This is a genomic window from Phocaeicola sp. RTP21359st1_B8_RTP21360_211022 (genome assembly GCF_040911965.1).
Lineage (GTDB): Bacteria > Bacteroidota > Bacteroidia > Bacteroidales > Bacteroidaceae > Phocaeicola > Phocaeicola vulgatus.
In genome coordinates this window covers 78,808-95,097 of record NZ_JBDFXP010000019.1, presented here as the reverse complement: position 1 = coordinate 95,097, position 16,290 = coordinate 78,808, and the positions used below count along the sequence as shown (strand labels likewise).

Below are 16,290 nucleotides of genomic sequence, written 5' to 3'. Positions count from 1 at the left end.
TTAGTGTTTCCGAACCGACTTTTGCCGGTTTTATTGTTTAACTTTTAATTTTTCGGTAAAAATTTACCGAAGTATTGGATAATAAAAAGAAAAAATAAAAAAATAATGTACTTCGCCTCGCATACAAAGCAGCATTTACAGAACCTAACAAGAAAAGAAGGATTGTAAAAACCACCAATTTGTTTGAATAGAATTTTTGACAAAGTAAAATAATACCTGCTGGAAGAATAAAATAAGATGCAACCTGTCCTTTTCTTACTTCTTCAGCAATAAATGAATTATACAAATTTAGATGCGATGTAAAAAAAATCTCTTCCCAGTTTAATATAATATAAAACATTCCAACCAACATAGAAAGAATAAGAATACATTTCACATCCTTAAAATTTAAATACCGGATACCAAATAGCAATATAAAAGGTATCCAATATTGCCAAAAATAATCTGGTTGGTAAATAAGCATATTCCATTCTATTGGTGCACCTTCAACAGAAGCACGTACAATGACTAAAACAGACCATAACAAATAAAAAACATATATATATCTTAAAACACCGGCAAAAGGGAGAACAACCTGACTTCCCTTTACATAAAAAGAAAAAATAAAAGATAAAATACCAAATATAAAAAAAAAGTTTGACCATAAACTTCCTATATAGGAAGTTATAAAATAAAATTTAAATGTAAAAAGAAACACTCCTAAAGAAGTCCAAAATAAGGGTATATATTTAAATCTTCCCATACATCAGCTTTTTATGTTTCTCTATAATCAAACTAGGACTATATTTTTTTATAATAGAAGACCTACAAACCTCTTGAATAGAATATTGTGAAACACACCATTCTATTCCTTTTTTCAAGTCCTCACAATCTTTATAATGTGCTAAATAGCCATTAGATTTATGCATTATTAAATCAGGTATCCCCCCGACATTAAAAGCAACAACTGGTGTACCACATGACAAAGACTCCAAAATTGTATTAGGAAAGTTATCTGCCAAGGAAGGCGTCACAAAAACATCAGCAGCATTATACAAAACAGAAAGGGAATATTCATCATATAATTTCCCTATAAAATTACATTTAATAGGTAACTGTTTCTCTACTGTTTTATTATACTCACCAAATATAACAGCCTCATAGGAAGAAGTAGATAAATGCAAAATGGCTTTTTGCAAATATTCCCACCCTTTATATATATTTCCCATCCCCCCTGTAGCAGCCCCAAATAATATAAGCTTTTTACTTTCTGAAAGATTAAATAATCTTTTGGCCCAACCCTTTCCCATCGGTTTAAATATATTTATATCACAAAGATTCGGAATGTGAATCAATTGTTTATTTTTAAACAAAAGACTTGTTGAGGCTAGATGAAATAGCCAAGTAGAAGGAGCAATAATTTTCAAATTTGAGTATTTACTAAAAATTCTATATTTTTCCTCAAATTGGAATTTGCAAAATAACATATCACGTTTTCTATGAAGTAATGGACAATCAATACATTTTTCTAAATATTTTGTACAATCAAAAGCATGGTGACACCCGCCAGTTAAAGGCCACATATCATGCATAAACCAAAAAACAGGTCGACCTAATTTTAAAATTCTCTCCACATCATAAATAGAAAGCATTCCCATATTAATCCAATGTAAATAAATAAAATCAGCCTCTCTTATATCATTTTCTTTAGACAAATCACAACCATTAAAAGCAAAAGAATATGTACCTATTATTTTACTTGCAGGATAAAGTAATTGATTTATCATAACATTGACCTTATGATGCAGTTTTTTCCTTATTGAAAACTGATAGACCCCCTCCTGACGACTACGAATTCCTTGAAATGCAACCAGCATCTTTGAATCCAACCCATTCTTTCTCATTTCACAATGAAGTCTATACGCAGCAATAGCTGCTCCTCCATTGGAACCTGATAAATTTATATGTACTATTCGCATTTCTTTCATCTTATCCATATTCCCTTTCTATCTTTATAAAATATCTTGTAGTATTGTATAGGAGCAATTATAAATCCATTAAAATTGGCTAAGCAACCAGCTAATATCAATGCAGGAAAACCAATCTGATTTTCGATAAAAAAGATGCATAACCCTATAAATAACAATGGAGAGAATACAGAACTCCAAAATTGAATATACAAAGCACTGATGCCATTCAAAATATTAACAAAAATACTCCCAAACATAAATACTAAAGTATATACATATACGACCAATGATAATTTAAAAGAAATGCCAATATCTTGACCCAACCAAAGTTTATATATATATGTTGAAAACAAAAGCATCAATGCTCCGACACATGCCAATCCTACCCATATAAGCAAATATTTATGCACTATATTTCTAATCCATTTGAAGTCTTTCTTCGCATAAGCTTCCGTTGTTGCAGCCCATATCGGAGCTATAAATATTGTAAAAATCATAGATAAAATACTGAAATATTTATATGCCACGCTATAACACGTAACATCAGAGGCCGAATAATAACGCATTATTAAAAAATTAATCGTCTGATATTGTATTACAGCAGCTATTTGAATCACAAAAAATTTAGATCCTAAAGATAACAGTTCTTTATATAATGATTTATCAATACAAGAAAGACGAGGGATATAGGCTTTATAACGAGTTTGAAAAAGTAATACATTATAATAAAGACTTATCAATAAAGGGATACCACAAAATGCTAAGGATAAATATAACAATTCATCCTTTTGGGTTACTTGAGTTAATACATATATTACAATTAATGAAAGAATTTGTTGTACCAATGTTCTTGCAGAAGATTCAGCAGGACGCTGATCTGCTATTAATATAACATTAATGGTTGATAAGACAAAATTAATACAAAAATATATTACAACAATAGCGATTATTATTTGTAACTGTTCATTTAATAAAAAAGAAACATTCAACCACGAACACCAATCGATAAAAGTATTAGCTATCAACAATAAAATCATTAAAGGAACAAAAATTAGAGCCAAAACAAAATAAGTTGTACTGACATATTTTTGAATAAGTACCTCATTATTCATTGCTTTCGCTTCAGCAAACTTATTTTTTAAACCATTATTTATCCCTATATCGAAAAAACTCATCCAACTGATAATTGAACTTACAGTTAACCATATCCCATAATTATCCGCATTCACATAATTTATAGTTATAGGAATTAACATCAGATTTACTAATATATTCCCTCCCTTTAGAAAAAGCATGGCTAATATATTCTTTTTAGCCTTTATACTTCTTTCATTCCCTTTCTTTATAAAGCTAAAGAAGTCAAATACAATATGATGAAATTTTAATTTAATCTTCGTCAACATACTCTTTTGATATATCTTATATGAAAAACGCTTAAATTCATCTTTCTCTACAAGATTTATTAAATTCTGTAAGCACTCAATTTATGGCATTCCCCTTTGAAAGGGCACTTTTCAGTGCCCCAATCCGAGTTTTGTTAATTTATTAGTTTTGAATTCAACATTGGCTTGTAGCCGAAGGATTTTGTCAGGAATCATATTAGCATCATCCCTACATCCGTTAAAGATATTTTTGAAAAAAGTTCCGATGAAGTTCCAGATAGAGCCACCATGAAGCTTTACCGTACCAATCACACTATAATATATGGCAGCCGTTTCAACTCTAACTTCACTACCATAATGAAAGAAATTATTTCGTTGAGTAATAAGCTTTCAAATAGTTTGCTCGGCAAGATTGTTATCTATCGATAGTTCTCCATCATCCCAAAAAGCAAATATTTTTTCCAGAATCAGAACCTTTGTTAAATCAGAAAGATGTTCAACCGGATCTCCAACCACACCCATCGTTTTATGCTCATCAGGACAATCGGATAAATCACGTTCTTTCTTAGAAGGCTCTTTTACTTCTTGAGATTGATTATTAACTGAGTCCGTACAAAAAGCATCATCGATACCATCATAATCATCTTTCTCTTTTTTTCAATCAGAATCCACTTTCTCAAGCCCACCATCAGTCATTTTCGGCTTTAACTTCCACCGTCTATCCCCGAAGAGCTGCAAGTTAGCATATTCTAATTTCTTCTGCATCGATTTTAACTGACGTTCCAAAAACTTGCATAATTTGCTTTTTTCAACAGTTCTTTTCGCAAACCTGCTTTAAATTAGACATCTTTCTCTCAAGCTTTGTCTTTAAGCTATAAAATCTTCTAGGACAAGCTTCATAACCTCTCCTGTCAACCTAAGATCCTTGTTCTGCTCAGTAATATTCAATGCCTCAACCACCGATCATAATCAGCCAACCGGTTGATCAGCTGCTGCTTACTCTTTTTCGGCTTTTCCTCTTTCTTCCACGGATCAACCGCCTCGTGCGCCAAATGATAATAGATACTGCTATCCGTACAACCATAAAGTGTAACCACAGCAAGTGCACGCGACTGCTCCGCCTTGACGAGAGGAAGCATAGTCTGCATAACGCCAACCAGCTTTGCCGCCTCTTCTTCCATACCCAATATAGTATAAGCCGGCAACAAAATAGCATAAAGCTTGCAACGCATCACATCCGTATCCATCCGGAGATTGCCATATTCTTTCAACGCCCTGGCAGCCAGGGAACGATCTTCCTCATTCACCCCCTCCGCACTGTGATAACGCTGAAGAGCACTGTGCAAACCATTCAACATACAGTCATTGTCCAGACGGGTATATACATGCTTGTCCTCATCATTCAGGGCAATTACCTCGTACTCACCCGGCATCACACGCAGCAGCGGAACCCACATCCAGTTCTCCACACATACCATCACATCCTTTCGCCCGGCTCCCGGCTGAATGACAACAGTCGCCTCCACCCCCTTAAACCGTCCCTCGGTAATGCGTATCCGGTCGCCCTTGCGCAAACCATCCGGCTGGGGTATATAAACAGGAAGTGTATTGGAATAAGAACGGGCCACCCACTGCAAATTCTCCATTGCGGCATCGGAAAGGTAGGGAAAATACTCCCGCTTCCGTTCCCTCACCCGAGGCAGGAAACTGAGTACAGGAAAACGTTGCATCAGTTGGAAAACATCACGCTCGGAAGCACGGACAAATACATAGTTGAAGAGTAACGGACGCTGGGTATTGACGAATTTGCCGTCTATACGCCTCACTTCCTGATAGGAAGGAGCAAAAAAGCCGAATGAGGGCTCGCCTGCCTGTATGCGCCGGTCCTGTTCCCGTTGCAAACCGCGCACTCCTCCCCGATGACAGTCGGGAAGCGACAACACATACCAACGCACGGCATTGTTATTCCGCAAAGCTTCCAACGCTTCGGGAGATGCCACAGAACGCTTCGGTTTATCAAACTGATGGGATAGCTTTTTCATGAGGTTTATCGTCAGAAATCCACGCTGACCGATACTGGAAGACCATATCAGCACAGTGTTTATAACTGGCTGATAAATAGTATTTTACACAGATTTCATTTTGTATTTCTGAAATCTTTTATTTGTTGTTTCTTTCGTCCGAAGACGTCTTTTCTGTCTGCTTTTTATAGACATGTTTATACCCTCAAAAAAGGTTCTTTACCCTTTATATAAAAGGAATTTAGAAACTTTTTGAGGGCACAAAGATACACTATAATTGTGTATTACACAATAAAAGCGCTTAAAAAATAGGAAAACTTACTTTTGATAAGAAAATAAGAGATGGGTATATTTCGTAATCACAATAAAAGATTCAAGTTTTACAAATATTTATTCAATAGGACTGTAATAACCTTATCCAATTCTATAAGGTCATTCTTTATAGTAGTAAATACTATCTGCTCGTCTACATTACTATATTCATGCGAAATAAGATTGCGCATATCATAAATAGCCAACCAAGGAATTTCCTTATATTCAGAAAGCGGTGATGGTTGTAAAAACAACAACTTTCCTACCTGTTCACCTATTACTTGAAGGCGCATAACACATGCATTGAACACCATCACTTTATCCATGGAGGCTAAAAAATCATCAGCACAATTTATTTCTTTACTCCATTGCTGTATATAGTAAATGGATTCTTTTATCTGGGTTAACCTGTCGCAAATGGTTAGTCGTCCTCCTTTATACATAAATGGCTTCTTTTTCAATATTCTGTTTCAAAAATGGAGGCAGTGAGGAACGGAAACGCACTAAATCAATTTCACAATGAAACATTTCCGTCAAAACAGTCTTCAAAGTGTACATAGTGGATAAAGTAGGATTATCAATATCTACAACAATATCCAAATCACTATCTTCCCTGTTCTCTTGACGTGCAACCGAACCGAAGATACCAATTGATTTAATTCCAAACTCATGCCCAAAACATTGTTTGAAACTAACTAACTTTGCCTTACATTCATCTAAGCATAACATACTTTTCACCAACTTTAGGTACTGGAACAAAGATAAACCTTTTATTTGAACGATACAAGTTCTTACCTCGGTTTCTTCATTTCACACTCCATCGGAGTTCTCTCCTTGCATCAGAACGTCATCATCACCATAAACCGCACGCCCCATTTGTTCGCATCGGGATGATCCAGATAATTCAGACGGCGGACATAGTCTATGTGCAATATCTTGAAAATATTGTGAATACCCACAGAGCATTCCATGTACGGGGTCTTCGGGTCCATCACAAAGCTGGTAGGACGTCCGTCACGGGTCGGGAACAGGAAGAGCTCGCTGTCACCCGGATGCTTCATCGGATTGTTCTTGTCGGTTAAATGACCATACAGCATCTTGAAGCCGATAGCCTCACGCCACTTCAGTTTTTTCAGCAAAGGAATACGGTTGAAAATCTTACCGTTCAAATCCCACGATACATCCAGAGAGGCGTAACGGTCGTTCAGGAACTCCATATTATTAATCAAGTTGAAAGTCTCGCGCTGCAGGATATAGGACAAGTTGGCCGCCGGCATGATCAGCAACGGGAACGGAACTTTGTTCCACTGCGCACCGCCTTTCACGAACATGTCGATCTTACCCCATGACGAGAACCAGAAACGCTTGTACAGCCCGATCTCTGTCAAGTTATAGTTATACTCTCCGCCCAGCACGCCCTTGAAACCGGCCGTGTGCGACAGCGTAAATACCGGAGCGTCAAAAGAAACCGGAATACGGCGTTGCTTGGTATTGACAAATGTCTCACCCGGAGCGTAACGGAAGGCCAGGGAGGCTTCCATGGTCTGAATCTCAGGAACCAACGTTTTCTGGTCATCATTGGTTATATAGGCCAGACCGCCGGTAGGCTCGTCTGTGCTGTGTTTCACTTCCACCGTGGTCTTCAGGCCAAACTGTGTCTCGTTCTCATACTTCAAGGCGATATTCCGCACGTAGGACATCTGGTCTACCGTAGAAGTCTTGAAAGATACGAACACGTTGTCTTTATCTGTCTTCAGGAACTTATCCGTGGGAGACATCACATCATACTGATAGCTGAACGTGATGGAGTTCTTCGGGAACTCGCGCGGCAGGTATTCCTTCTTGTTGAAAGAGTATTCCACCTCACCCATATACTTGGAACGATGATCCTTGAATCCGTAAGCGTAATATCCCTTGAAGAACAGATGCGGATTCAGGTTGGCCGTGGTCTGCGCGCTCATACGCAGACGCAATCCGTCGATATAGTTATTGGAGATCATGGTGTTTACCGGACCGATATCTACCTTGCTGGGATGCTCCTTGGTCCCGGTTTCCACAAAGTTCTCGATAAACGCCTTCAATACAAAAATCACATATTTGAATCCCGGCATCTGCTCCAGACGCTTTACCAGCATATCCATAGAACTCTCGGTCTGCGTAAGCGGAACCGGCCGGTATTGATTCCAGAAATCGTCTCCGCGCATCATGGCGTCCGCCTCTTTGATCTCGGCCCCCTTACGCTTGAAAAGTTGCTGCGGAAGCTCATCGAAGGCATAATCAGAGTAACGGGTAGTCCTTCGTATCTGGAATCCTTGCATGATCTTCATCAAGGTCATCTCCACAATCATGTCATCGGTTTTCAACACCCACTCCCCATTGGGCAATTGCTCGAACTCCTGAATAATATCCATATTGTCTACAAAGTTCACCCCCGATTTCTTGGGCAGGTTCATTGTACATTTCTTCACCGTATAAGACGAATCGGCCAATACGTAAAGATGCCCCGTAAAACCGAAGTCCTGCGAGTTATTGGGAACGAAGGTGAGATGGAAGCACTTGTCCTTGTCCACGAATGTGGTGTCCATAATGTAAAACTTATAAAAAGAGATGGCATCACTGGACGAAATAGGGCTGATGAAAGGATACTGCAACAGACGGATATCATTGTCGTAAATATTCACATCCGTAAATACATCCTTCAGCACCGTGCTCAGCATATCTCCCGTTGCAAACAGCTCGTTCACCCCCGTAGAGCTCATTCCTTTGATAATGGTCTTCTCACTCTTGGGATGTTTACGGTAAATTTTCTGCGAAGCGGTCTCGTCCACCGAAATAGGAAGGATGAATTTATTGGTTTCCTCACAAAGTTCGATCTGGTCTTTCAGGAAAGGCATCTTTTTATACATGCCTTTTTCCAGCATCTCGGGAGTCACATCATTCAGTGACATCGTGATCTTCTGATACTTATTGTACTGATAGTAATCGTTCTCGCTCAGCTTATTATTCTTTTTATGAGCGATCACCTTCTTCATCAGTTCCACTGCCGGATTATTCTTACGGGAGTATTTCTCTCGTTTGGGCTTCACCACCACTTCGTCCAGCATGATATCATCCGGTCTCATCCTCACATTCAGGTTCTTGGTGACGCCGGGAATTATATTCACCACTTTTGTTACATATCCCACCGCCGAAAAGGTGAGTTTATTCCAGCCTTTACGGGTTTCGACCTTATAATTTCCATCATTATCGGTAATACTTCCTACGCCTTTTCCTTCATAAAAGACTGACAAGTAGGGTATGGGTTCATTCGTCAATGAGTCTGTTACAACGCCTTGTATATTTTGGGCTGACACCGAAATGCAGCATCCTAATAACAAAAATAGTAGAAACGACTTGATATATTTTGTCTTCATTCTTTTCACCGCTATTTTTATGAGGGAACAAAGTTAAGCATTAACTTAAAAGAAAGTTGCTAATATAAGCTAATAAATACAGAAATCTTACATATTGACCAATAAATAGGTGAAATTTAACACCGGAAGAACCATTATGCAGCAAATAAAAAAGGGGTCTTTTCACAAAGCCCCCTTTTTAAGTTTTCAATAGGTATTAGTTTTTTTTTAAGGTAAAAAGATTGTTTTCAGGATAACGATGCAAATATCGAGCCTTTTTTTAAACCAGCCAAATAAAAAACTATGCCATACAACATGTTTTTAGATTTTTCTGTCTTTTTTGGCAGATTATTATTCAAAATGATCTTTATCGGCCTCATTGTATATACAAAGGTAGCAAAAATATAGACTAAAACAGCATTTTAATGAGTTTTTTCTTTTCCCAAGAAATGTCCATCTACCTTATCGCGATGTTTCAGCACCTTTGCATCGATGAAGAAAACAATTTCTTCGGCGATATTGGTTATATGGTCTCCGGCACGTTCCAGCTTACGGATAACGGTGCCGAGTTCCAGGCAAGTCAGGAAATTATCGGGGTGTGTTTCCAGATATTTTGTAAGGACGGCAGGAGCAGCCGCATTGATTTCGTCCAGCAAATTATCTTTACTGAATACATTGAGGGCTAACTCCAGATTTTCTTCATTCAACGCGTTCTTGGTCATTTCGAGCATACCGAGCACTTGTTTCAGCATCTCTTCTATACGCAGGCTGTGGAGCAGTTCACTATCCAGCACGGTTTCCTCGCTTCTCACCACAAAACGGGCTATGCCTTCGGCAAAATCTCCCAAACGCTCCAAATCACTGTTTATCTTGAACATGGCCAGCACAAAACGCAGGTCAATGGCTACCGGATTGTATAGAGCGATAGTGTCCTCTACATCACTGTCTATTTTCAACTCGAACGCATTCACCCTTTTCTCACGGACAATGACTTGCTGTGCCTGGTCACGGTTAAAGGTCAGCACAGCCTCTCCTGCCCTGTCCAGCTGGTTGTAAACCAATGTCCACATCTCGTTCACTTCCTTCTTCAGTGATACAAGTTCTGATTCTATAAATTTCACCATATTCTTAATTCTTGTTTTGTTTATCATTATTTCTTTCACCGCAGATTGCGCAGATTCACACTGATTTTAATTTTCCGGACAGAAGAATAAAAAGACAAATCCGCACCATTAGATCTGAAAAGCAAGCAAGCCCGCATCGGGTTGTGGCACATCAGTTCCAGCTTTATCTTATCTCCCATCTGTGCAACGCTGTGATGAATGCTTTACCCGAAACGCCCTGTAATATAATTCTGGGTCGCTTCCTTGCCCGGATTCGTAAATATTTTCTTCGTATCATCATATTCCACCATATTGCCCATATAGAAGAAGGCTGTCTTGTCACTGACACGCGCGGCCTGCTGCATGTTGTGGGTGACAATAACGATGGTATATTCTTTCTTCAGCTCATGAATCAACTCTTCTACCTTGGCTGTAGAGATAGGGTCCAGTGCCGAAGCCGGTTCATCCATAAGCAGAACCGAAGGAGATACGGCCATGGCACGGGCTATGCACAACCGCTGCTGCTGACCACCGGACAGGGCAAACGCAGACTCTTTCAACTTATTCTTCACCTCATCCCACAATGCGGCTCCTTTCAAGGTTTCCTCCACCCTGTGGCGGATAAATTCATTGTCTTTCACCCCATTTACCCGAAGCCCGTAGGCCACATTCTCGAAAATGCTTTTCGGAAACGGGTTGGGACGCTGAAAGACCATCCCTACGCTCTTGCGCAACTCGTCCACCTGCACGGACTTGTCGTATATATTTCTCCCGTCAATCAAAATCTCCCCCTCCAGACGAGAGCCGGGAATGAGGTCGTTCATGCGGTTGAACAGACGGAGGAAGGTGGACTTGCCACAACCGGACGGGCCTATGAAAGCCACCACCGATTTCTCTTCAATCGTCATGCTTATATCTTTCAGTGCCTGAAAATCACCATAGAAAAAATTTACATGTTTTGCATCTATCTTATTCATATTCTTAATGTTTTAATAATTTGCTGATTTGTCTATGTGCTAATGTACCAATGTCCGTGCGGTACACAGCGCAACCCATCGGCACACCGACAAATTATTAATTCGTTTTTACTTTGTTGGAAAAATACCGGCGGAGTGCATTTGCCAACAGGTTTATAATTAAAATAATAAGGATCAGTACCAACGCCGTACCGTATGCCAAAGGAAGCTGTGACTCCATATCCGTTCCGCTGGTAGAAATCACATAAAGGTGATAAGGCAATGCCATGCATTGGTCCAGAATGCTATGCGGCAGTTGCGGCAGGAAGTAAGCGGCACACGTAAACAAGATGGGCGCCGTTTCACCCGATACACGTCCCAAAGCCAGAATCAGTCCGGTAATGATGTTGGGCATCCCCATAGGCAGAATCACATGCCAGATGGTTTGCAGCTTGGTCGCGCCCAAAGCCAGACTCCCTTCACGGAAGCTGTCGGGAATCGCCTTCAAGGCTTCTTCGGTGGTGCGTATCACCAAAGGTACACAAAGCAATCCCAACGTCAAAGAACCGGCCAGGATGCTGTCGCCGAACCCCATGTATTTCACAAACAGTGCCATACCAAACAAACCGAACACAATGGACGGAATACCGCTCAGGTTATTGGTCATCATCCGGATAAAGCGGACCAGCTTGCCTTTCGGCGCATACTCGTTCATATAAATGCCACTCATCACTCCCACCGGAAAAGCGAACAGCGCACTGCCCGCCATCAGATAAAAAGTACCTACAATGGCCGGCCATATACCGCCACCCGTCATGCCGTCACTGGGCGCCGTGGTCAGAAACTCCCAGCTGATTACTCCTATACCTTTATATATAATAAAACCGAGAATGGCGAACAGAATGAGGACAATGCTATAACTCAACAGTTTGAAAATGCCGAATGCCAGCCATTGCGAACGTCTTTTACGCGCCCCTTGCCCGACAGGGAAAACATCTTGCTTCATATTTTAAATACTTAATTAATCATTTGTCAATCTATCCATATACCCATTGGCTACGCTGTGTGCCGCATGATCATTAGCACACCGGCAAATCAGTACATTATTTATTTGTTCTTGATGAAATATATTCTACACTAAAGTTGATAAGCATCGTGATGAAAAACAACACTACTCCCAACAGGAACAGGGCTTCATAGTGCGCGCCGCCGGCTGGAGCCTCTCCCAGTTCCGCTGCAATAGTCGCCGGAATGGTACGGAGCGGTTCCAGAATAGTGGTGGGTATCACGGCCGCATTTCCTGTAACCATCAGCACCGCCATCGTCTCGCCTATGGCACGTCCGATGCCCAGGACAACGCCCGAAGTGATTCCCGAAACAGAGAAAGGTATTACCACCTTATATATAGTCTGCCAACGGGTAGCGCCCAATGCCAGACTGGCTTCGCGCATGGCACGGGGACAATTCCGCATCGCATCCTCGCTTACGGTAATGATAGTGGGGAGTGCCATGATCGCCAAAACAATACTTCCGGCCAATCCGGTCTCGCCCACAGGCAGATTAAAGACTTTCTGAATAAGCGGTACGATGACTATCAACCCAAAGAAACCGTAGACCACGGACGGAATACCACTGAGCAATTCAATAACCGGCTTCAGAAAACTACGGGTCCGATGGTCGGCCACCTCGGACATATACACCGCCACCGACAAGCCGAAAGGCAAAGCGAACAGGATGGCAAAGAAACTCACCCAAAGCGTACCCGTAATCAAAGGAAGAAATCCGAACTGAGGGGCGGGAGTAGCCGTAGGGAACCATTCCTTTCCAGCAAAAACCTCGTCAAAAGAAATAGACTCGTCTTTCAGCAGGTGGCCCGGAAAATCCTTCTCTATAAACTTGGAGGGAACAAAGGCGATGATGCCTGGATTACCGGCAACGATCTCGCCGATGCACCGGGGGGCTTTCTCGTATTCGGCTCCCAGCTCTTCCTCCGAGAAATAGGAAGTGATATCCTCCAACCGGAAAACTTTAACCTCCGCGTCCGGTCCTCCCAACTCTTTCCAGTTGGTAATCTCTTCGTCAAAAACGTCTTTTATTTGTGCCGCACTCAGTTCCTGCACCGGATTGGCTTTATTCACCGCCAGCACATATCCCTCTTCTATGACTTTTTTATTAAAAAGTCCCAAAGCTTCCGCAAACAAGAATACGACAATCAGCAAAATAGTAATGCTCGTTACAAAACCGCTGCAAGTCAATATCCCTTCTACAATCTTTTCCCAAACTCGTTTCATACAGTTTTAGTCTTCTATTTTAATAACCGATGCAAAAAAAGCCTCTTTATATTAAGGTGATATGAAAGAAGCTTGAAGTATTTGCTACAATTATATTACAAACTTGTTACAAGCAAAGACAATCCTGATCTTATTGCCATTTTCCCGCAAGGACGGATTCAATCCACCCTTGCCGGCGAATATTGCCCGTAACAGAATCGTAACACACCAGTAAAACAAATGACACAAGAAAACGTTTCTTTTGCACACGAATTAATATAAGAACTTATGAATCAATTAAAAGCTCTATTTCTTTTTATTCTATTGGCTTGTAGTCTGAATATTACCGCACAACGCATAAAAGGCAGTGATACGGTGTTGCCTGTGTCACAGGAAACAGCCGAGATTTTCATGAAAGATGATCCCGACCGGCGGGTAACCGTCACCGGCGGAGGAACCGGAGTGGGAATTTCCGCCCTGATGGACAACACGACAGATATCGCTATGGCTTCCCGTCCCATCAAATTCAGCGAAAAGATGAAACTGAAAGCCGCCAAACAGGAAGTGGAGGAAGTAATCATAGCGTATGATGCCCTGGCCGTCATTGTAAACCCGTCCAACCCTGTCAGCCAACTGACACGCCAGCAACTGGAAGCCATATTCCGCGGCAAGATAACCAATTGGAAGCAACTGGGAGGACCCGATATGAAAATTATTGTCTATTCCCGCGAAACCTCTTCGGGAACTTACGAATTTTTCAAAGAAAGCGCCCTGAAGAACAAGAACTACATGAGCAGCAGCTTGTCCATGCCCGCCACCGGAGCCGTGATCCAGTCTGTAAGCCAGACCAAAGGCGCTATCGGCTATGTGGGACTGGCCTACTTGTCCCCCCGGGTGAAAGCCATCGCCGTTTCCTACGACGACGGCAAGCACTATGTACTGCCCAGCCTTGAAAACGGAAAGAAGAAACTTTACCCCGTAGTACGCCCTCTTTACTACTATTACAACGTAGCCAATAAGGAAAAAGTAACCCCGTTCATCGACTATATCCTGTCGCCCCAGGGGCAAAATATTATAAAAAACGGTGGATATATTCCTGTGAAATAAAGGATATCCCAAAAAGAATGCGTACTTTTGCAGCAAAAGTGTAAAATTGATATCACAATGACTGAAATGAACGCTACAGAAGCTACAGAGAAGAAAAGTCTGAACTTCATTGAACAGGCAGTTGAGAACGACCTGAGAGAAGGTAAAAACGGAGGGAAAGTACAAACCCGCTTTCCGCCCGAGCCGAACGGCTACCTGCACATCGGTCATGCCAAAGCCATCTGTCTGGATTTCGGGATAGCTGCACGCTATGGTGGCGTATGTAACCTGCGTTTTGACGACACCAACCCGACCAAAGAAGATATGGAATACGTGGAAGCCATCAAGGAGGACATCCAATGGCTCGGATTCCAGTGGGGAAACGAATATTATGCATCCGACTACTTCCAGCAATTATGGGATTTCGCCGTCAATCTGATAAAGGAAGGAAAGGCTTATATAGACGAACAGAACTCCGAACAAATCGCGGCACAAAAAGGCACTCCCACCCAACCCGGAACCGAGAGTCCTTACCGCAACCGTCCCATCGAGGAAAGCCTGGAACTGTTCAACAAAATGAACAGCGGTGAAATAGAAGAAGGCAAAATGGTGCTCCGTGCCAAAATAGACATGGCAAGCCCCAACATGCACTTCCGCGACCCTATTATTTATCGTGTGGTAAAGACTCCGCACCACCGTACAGGCGAAACCTGGAAAGCATACCCCATGTATGACTTTGCACACGGACAGAGCGACTATTTTGAAGGAGTGACCCATTCGCTGTGTACCCTGGAGTTCGTACCCCACCGTCCGTTGTACGACCTGTTCGTGGACTGGGTAAAAGAGGGTAAAGATCTGGACGACAACCGTCCTCATCAGTATGAGTTCAACAAACTGAACCTGAACTACACCTTGATGAGCAAGCGTAACCTGCTGATTCTGGTAAAAGAACATCTGGTAAACGGTTGGGACGACCCCCGTATGCCGACTCTCTGCGGTTTCCGCCGTCGCGGCTACTCGCCTGAGTCCATCCGCAAATTTGTAGACAAGATAGGTTATACCACTTACGATGCCCTGAATGACTTCGCCCTGCTGGAAAGTGCTGTCCGCGAAGACTTGAACAGCCGTGCCACCCGTGTATCGGCAGTCATCAATCCGGTGAAACTGATCATTACCAACTATCCCGAAGGACAGGTGGAGGAAATGGAAGCTGTCAACAACCCGGAAGATCCGTCGGCAGGCACACACACCATCGAATTCAGCCGCGAACTGTGGATAGAACGCGACGACTTCATGGAAGACGCCCCGAAGAAATATTTCCGTATGACTCCGGGACAGGAAGTGCGTCTGAAAAGCGGATACATCGTGAAATGCACAGGCTGCAAGAAAGACGACAACGGCAACGTGGTGGAGGTATACTGCGAATACGATCCCGACAGCAAAACAGGTATGCCGGGCAGCAACCGCAAAATCAAAGGTACCATCCACTGGGTAAGCTGCGCACACTGTCTGCCTGCCGAAGTACGCCTGTACGACCGCCTGTGGAAAGTGGAGAACCCGCGTGATGAGATGGCCGCCATCCGCGAAGCAAAGAACTGCGACGCACTGGAAGCCATGAAAGAAATGATCAACCCCGATTCGTTGAATGTATTAACCAACTGCTATGTAGAGAAATATCTGGCCGATGCCAAACCGCTGGATTACTTGCAGTTCCAACGCATCGGTTATTTCAATGTAGACAAAGACTCTACACCGGAACATCTGGTGTTCAACCGCACCGTATCTTTAAAAGATACCTGGAGCAAAATCAATAAATAAA

General features: G+C 41.8%; 14 protein-coding genes. 2 read left to right on the top strand and 12 right to left on the bottom strand.

Annotation, left to right across the window (positions count from 1 at the left end; genetic code table 11):
- Window positions 1–37: 37 nt before the first annotated feature.
- The 12 genes from AB5062_RS11780 to pstC form a co-directional block, all read right to left on the bottom strand.
- On the bottom strand, window positions 38–742 hold the full coding sequence (locus AB5062_RS11780; RefSeq protein ID WP_368326885.1) for a hypothetical protein: 705 nt from the start codon (window positions 740–742) through the stop codon (window positions 38–40).
- On the bottom strand, window positions 729–1,976 hold the full coding sequence (locus AB5062_RS11775; RefSeq protein WP_012055954.1) for a glycosyltransferase: 1,248 nt from the start codon (window positions 1,974–1,976) through the stop codon (window positions 729–731). The genes AB5062_RS11780 and AB5062_RS11775 overlap by 14 nt, the downstream gene beginning before the upstream one ends.
- Window positions 1,964–3,352: an LPS biosynthesis flippase gene (locus AB5062_RS11770; protein WP_012055955.1), complete on the bottom strand. Its 1,389-nt coding sequence runs from the start codon at window positions 3,350–3,352 to the stop codon at window positions 1,964–1,966. Before AB5062_RS11770 ends, AB5062_RS11775 begins: the two co-directional genes overlap by 13 nt.
- A 369-nt stretch (window positions 3,353–3,721) precedes the next feature.
- Entirely contained in the window at window positions 3,722–3,853 is a 132-nt protein-coding gene (locus tag AB5062_RS11765) for a hypothetical protein (protein ID WP_258984297.1), read from the bottom strand.
- A 422-nt stretch (window positions 3,854–4,275) separates the two neighbouring features.
- Complete coding sequence (locus AB5062_RS11760) at window positions 4,276–5,373, bottom strand: transcription termination/antitermination protein NusG (protein WP_012055956.1); 1,098 nt, start codon at window positions 5,371–5,373, stop codon at window positions 4,276–4,278.
- Between the two features lie 359 nt (window positions 5,374–5,732).
- A complete protein-coding gene (locus AB5062_RS11755) occupies window positions 5,733–6,107 on the bottom strand; it encodes a DUF86 domain-containing protein (RefSeq protein WP_005843171.1) in 375 nt (124 codons plus the stop codon).
- The gene (locus AB5062_RS11750) at window positions 6,100–6,393 is read right to left on the bottom strand and encodes a nucleotidyltransferase family protein (protein WP_032938776.1); all 294 of its coding nucleotides are present in this window, start codon (window positions 6,391–6,393) and stop codon (window positions 6,100–6,102) included. The genes AB5062_RS11755 and AB5062_RS11750 overlap by 8 nt, the downstream gene beginning before the upstream one ends.
- 110 nt (window positions 6,394–6,503) lie before the next feature.
- Window positions 6,504–9,077: a DUF5686 and carboxypeptidase-like regulatory domain-containing protein gene (locus AB5062_RS11745; RefSeq protein WP_005851517.1), complete on the bottom strand. Its 2,574-nt coding sequence runs from the start codon at window positions 9,075–9,077 to the stop codon at window positions 6,504–6,506.
- Window positions 9,078–9,478: 401 nt separating this feature from the next.
- Entirely contained in the window at window positions 9,479–10,180 is a 702-nt protein-coding gene (phoU, locus tag AB5062_RS11740; RefSeq protein WP_008671309.1) for a phosphate signaling complex protein PhoU, read from the bottom strand.
- Window positions 10,181–10,383: 203 nt separating this feature from the next.
- A complete protein-coding gene (gene pstB, locus AB5062_RS11735) occupies window positions 10,384–11,136 on the bottom strand; it encodes a phosphate ABC transporter ATP-binding protein PstB (RefSeq protein ID WP_005843167.1) in 753 nt (250 codons plus the stop codon).
- A gap of 97 nt (window positions 11,137–11,233) precedes the next feature.
- Window positions 11,234–12,121 carry a phosphate ABC transporter permease PstA gene (gene pstA / locus AB5062_RS11730; protein ID WP_005843166.1) on the bottom strand — a complete coding sequence of 296 codons (888 nt, stop codon included), beginning with the start codon at window positions 12,119–12,121 and terminating at the stop codon, window positions 11,234–11,236.
- 97 nt (window positions 12,122–12,218) lie between these two features.
- A complete protein-coding gene (gene pstC, locus AB5062_RS11725) occupies window positions 12,219–13,406 on the bottom strand; it encodes a phosphate ABC transporter permease subunit PstC (protein ID WP_005843165.1) in 1,188 nt (395 codons plus the stop codon).
- 267 nt (window positions 13,407–13,673) lie between these two features.
- On the opposite strand from pstC, the gene AB5062_RS11720 reads away from it, so the two are divergent.
- Together AB5062_RS11720 and AB5062_RS11715 are read left to right on the top strand one after the other, a co-directional pair.
- Entirely contained in the window at window positions 13,674–14,492 is an 819-nt protein-coding gene (locus AB5062_RS11720; protein WP_008671314.1) for a PstS family phosphate ABC transporter substrate-binding protein, read from the top strand.
- A gap of 57 nt (window positions 14,493–14,549) precedes the next feature.
- Entirely contained in the window at window positions 14,550–16,289 is a 1,740-nt protein-coding gene (locus AB5062_RS11715; protein WP_005843162.1) for a glutamine--tRNA ligase/YqeY domain fusion protein, read from the top strand.
- Window position 16,290 lies beyond the last annotated feature (1 nt).

What these genes read in the sequence shown, in the direction of transcription:
- pstB (WP_005843167.1), bottom strand. Translation starts at nt 11,136, where the DNA reads ATGAATAAGATAGATGCAAAACATGTAAATTTTTTCTATGGTGATTTT.
- AB5062_RS11745 (WP_005851517.1), bottom strand. Translation starts at nt 9,077, where the DNA reads ATGAAGACAAAATATATCAAGTCGTTTCTACTATTTTTGTTATTAGGA.
- AB5062_RS11750 (WP_032938776.1), bottom strand. Translation starts at nt 6,393, where the DNA reads ATGTTATGCTTAGATGAATGTAAGGCAAAGTTAGTTAGTTTCAAACAA.
- AB5062_RS11765 (WP_258984297.1), bottom strand. Translation starts at nt 3,853, where the DNA reads ATGGGTGTGGTTGGAGATCCGGTTGAACATCTTTCTGATTTAACAAAG.
- AB5062_RS11770 (WP_012055955.1), bottom strand. Translation starts at nt 3,352, where the DNA reads ATGTTGACGAAGATTAAATTAAAATTTCATCATATTGTATTTGACTTC.
- phoU (WP_008671309.1), bottom strand. Translation starts at nt 10,180, where the DNA reads ATGGTGAAATTTATAGAATCAGAACTTGTATCACTGAAGAAGGAAGTG.
- pstC (WP_005843165.1), bottom strand. Translation starts at nt 13,406, where the DNA reads ATGAAACGAGTTTGGGAAAAGATTGTAGAAGGGATATTGACTTGCAGC.
- AB5062_RS11755 (WP_005843171.1), bottom strand. Translation starts at nt 6,107, where the DNA reads ATGTATAAAGGAGGACGACTAACCATTTGCGACAGGTTAACCCAGATA.
- AB5062_RS11720 (WP_008671314.1), top strand. Translation starts at nt 13,674, where the DNA reads ATGAATCAATTAAAAGCTCTATTTCTTTTTATTCTATTGGCTTGTAGT.
- AB5062_RS11715 (WP_005843162.1), top strand. Translation starts at nt 14,550, where the DNA reads ATGACTGAAATGAACGCTACAGAAGCTACAGAGAAGAAAAGTCTGAAC.
- AB5062_RS11775 (WP_012055954.1), bottom strand. Translation starts at nt 1,976, where the DNA reads ATGGATAAGATGAAAGAAATGCGAATAGTACATATAAATTTATCAGGT.
- AB5062_RS11780 (WP_368326885.1), bottom strand. Translation starts at nt 742, where the DNA reads ATGGGAAGATTTAAATATATACCCTTATTTTGGACTTCTTTAGGAGTG.
- pstA (WP_005843166.1), bottom strand. Translation starts at nt 12,121, where the DNA reads ATGAAGCAAGATGTTTTCCCTGTCGGGCAAGGGGCGCGTAAAAGACGT.
- AB5062_RS11760 (WP_012055956.1), bottom strand. Translation starts at nt 5,373, where the DNA reads ATGAAAAAGCTATCCCATCAGTTTGATAAACCGAAGCGTTCTGTGGCA.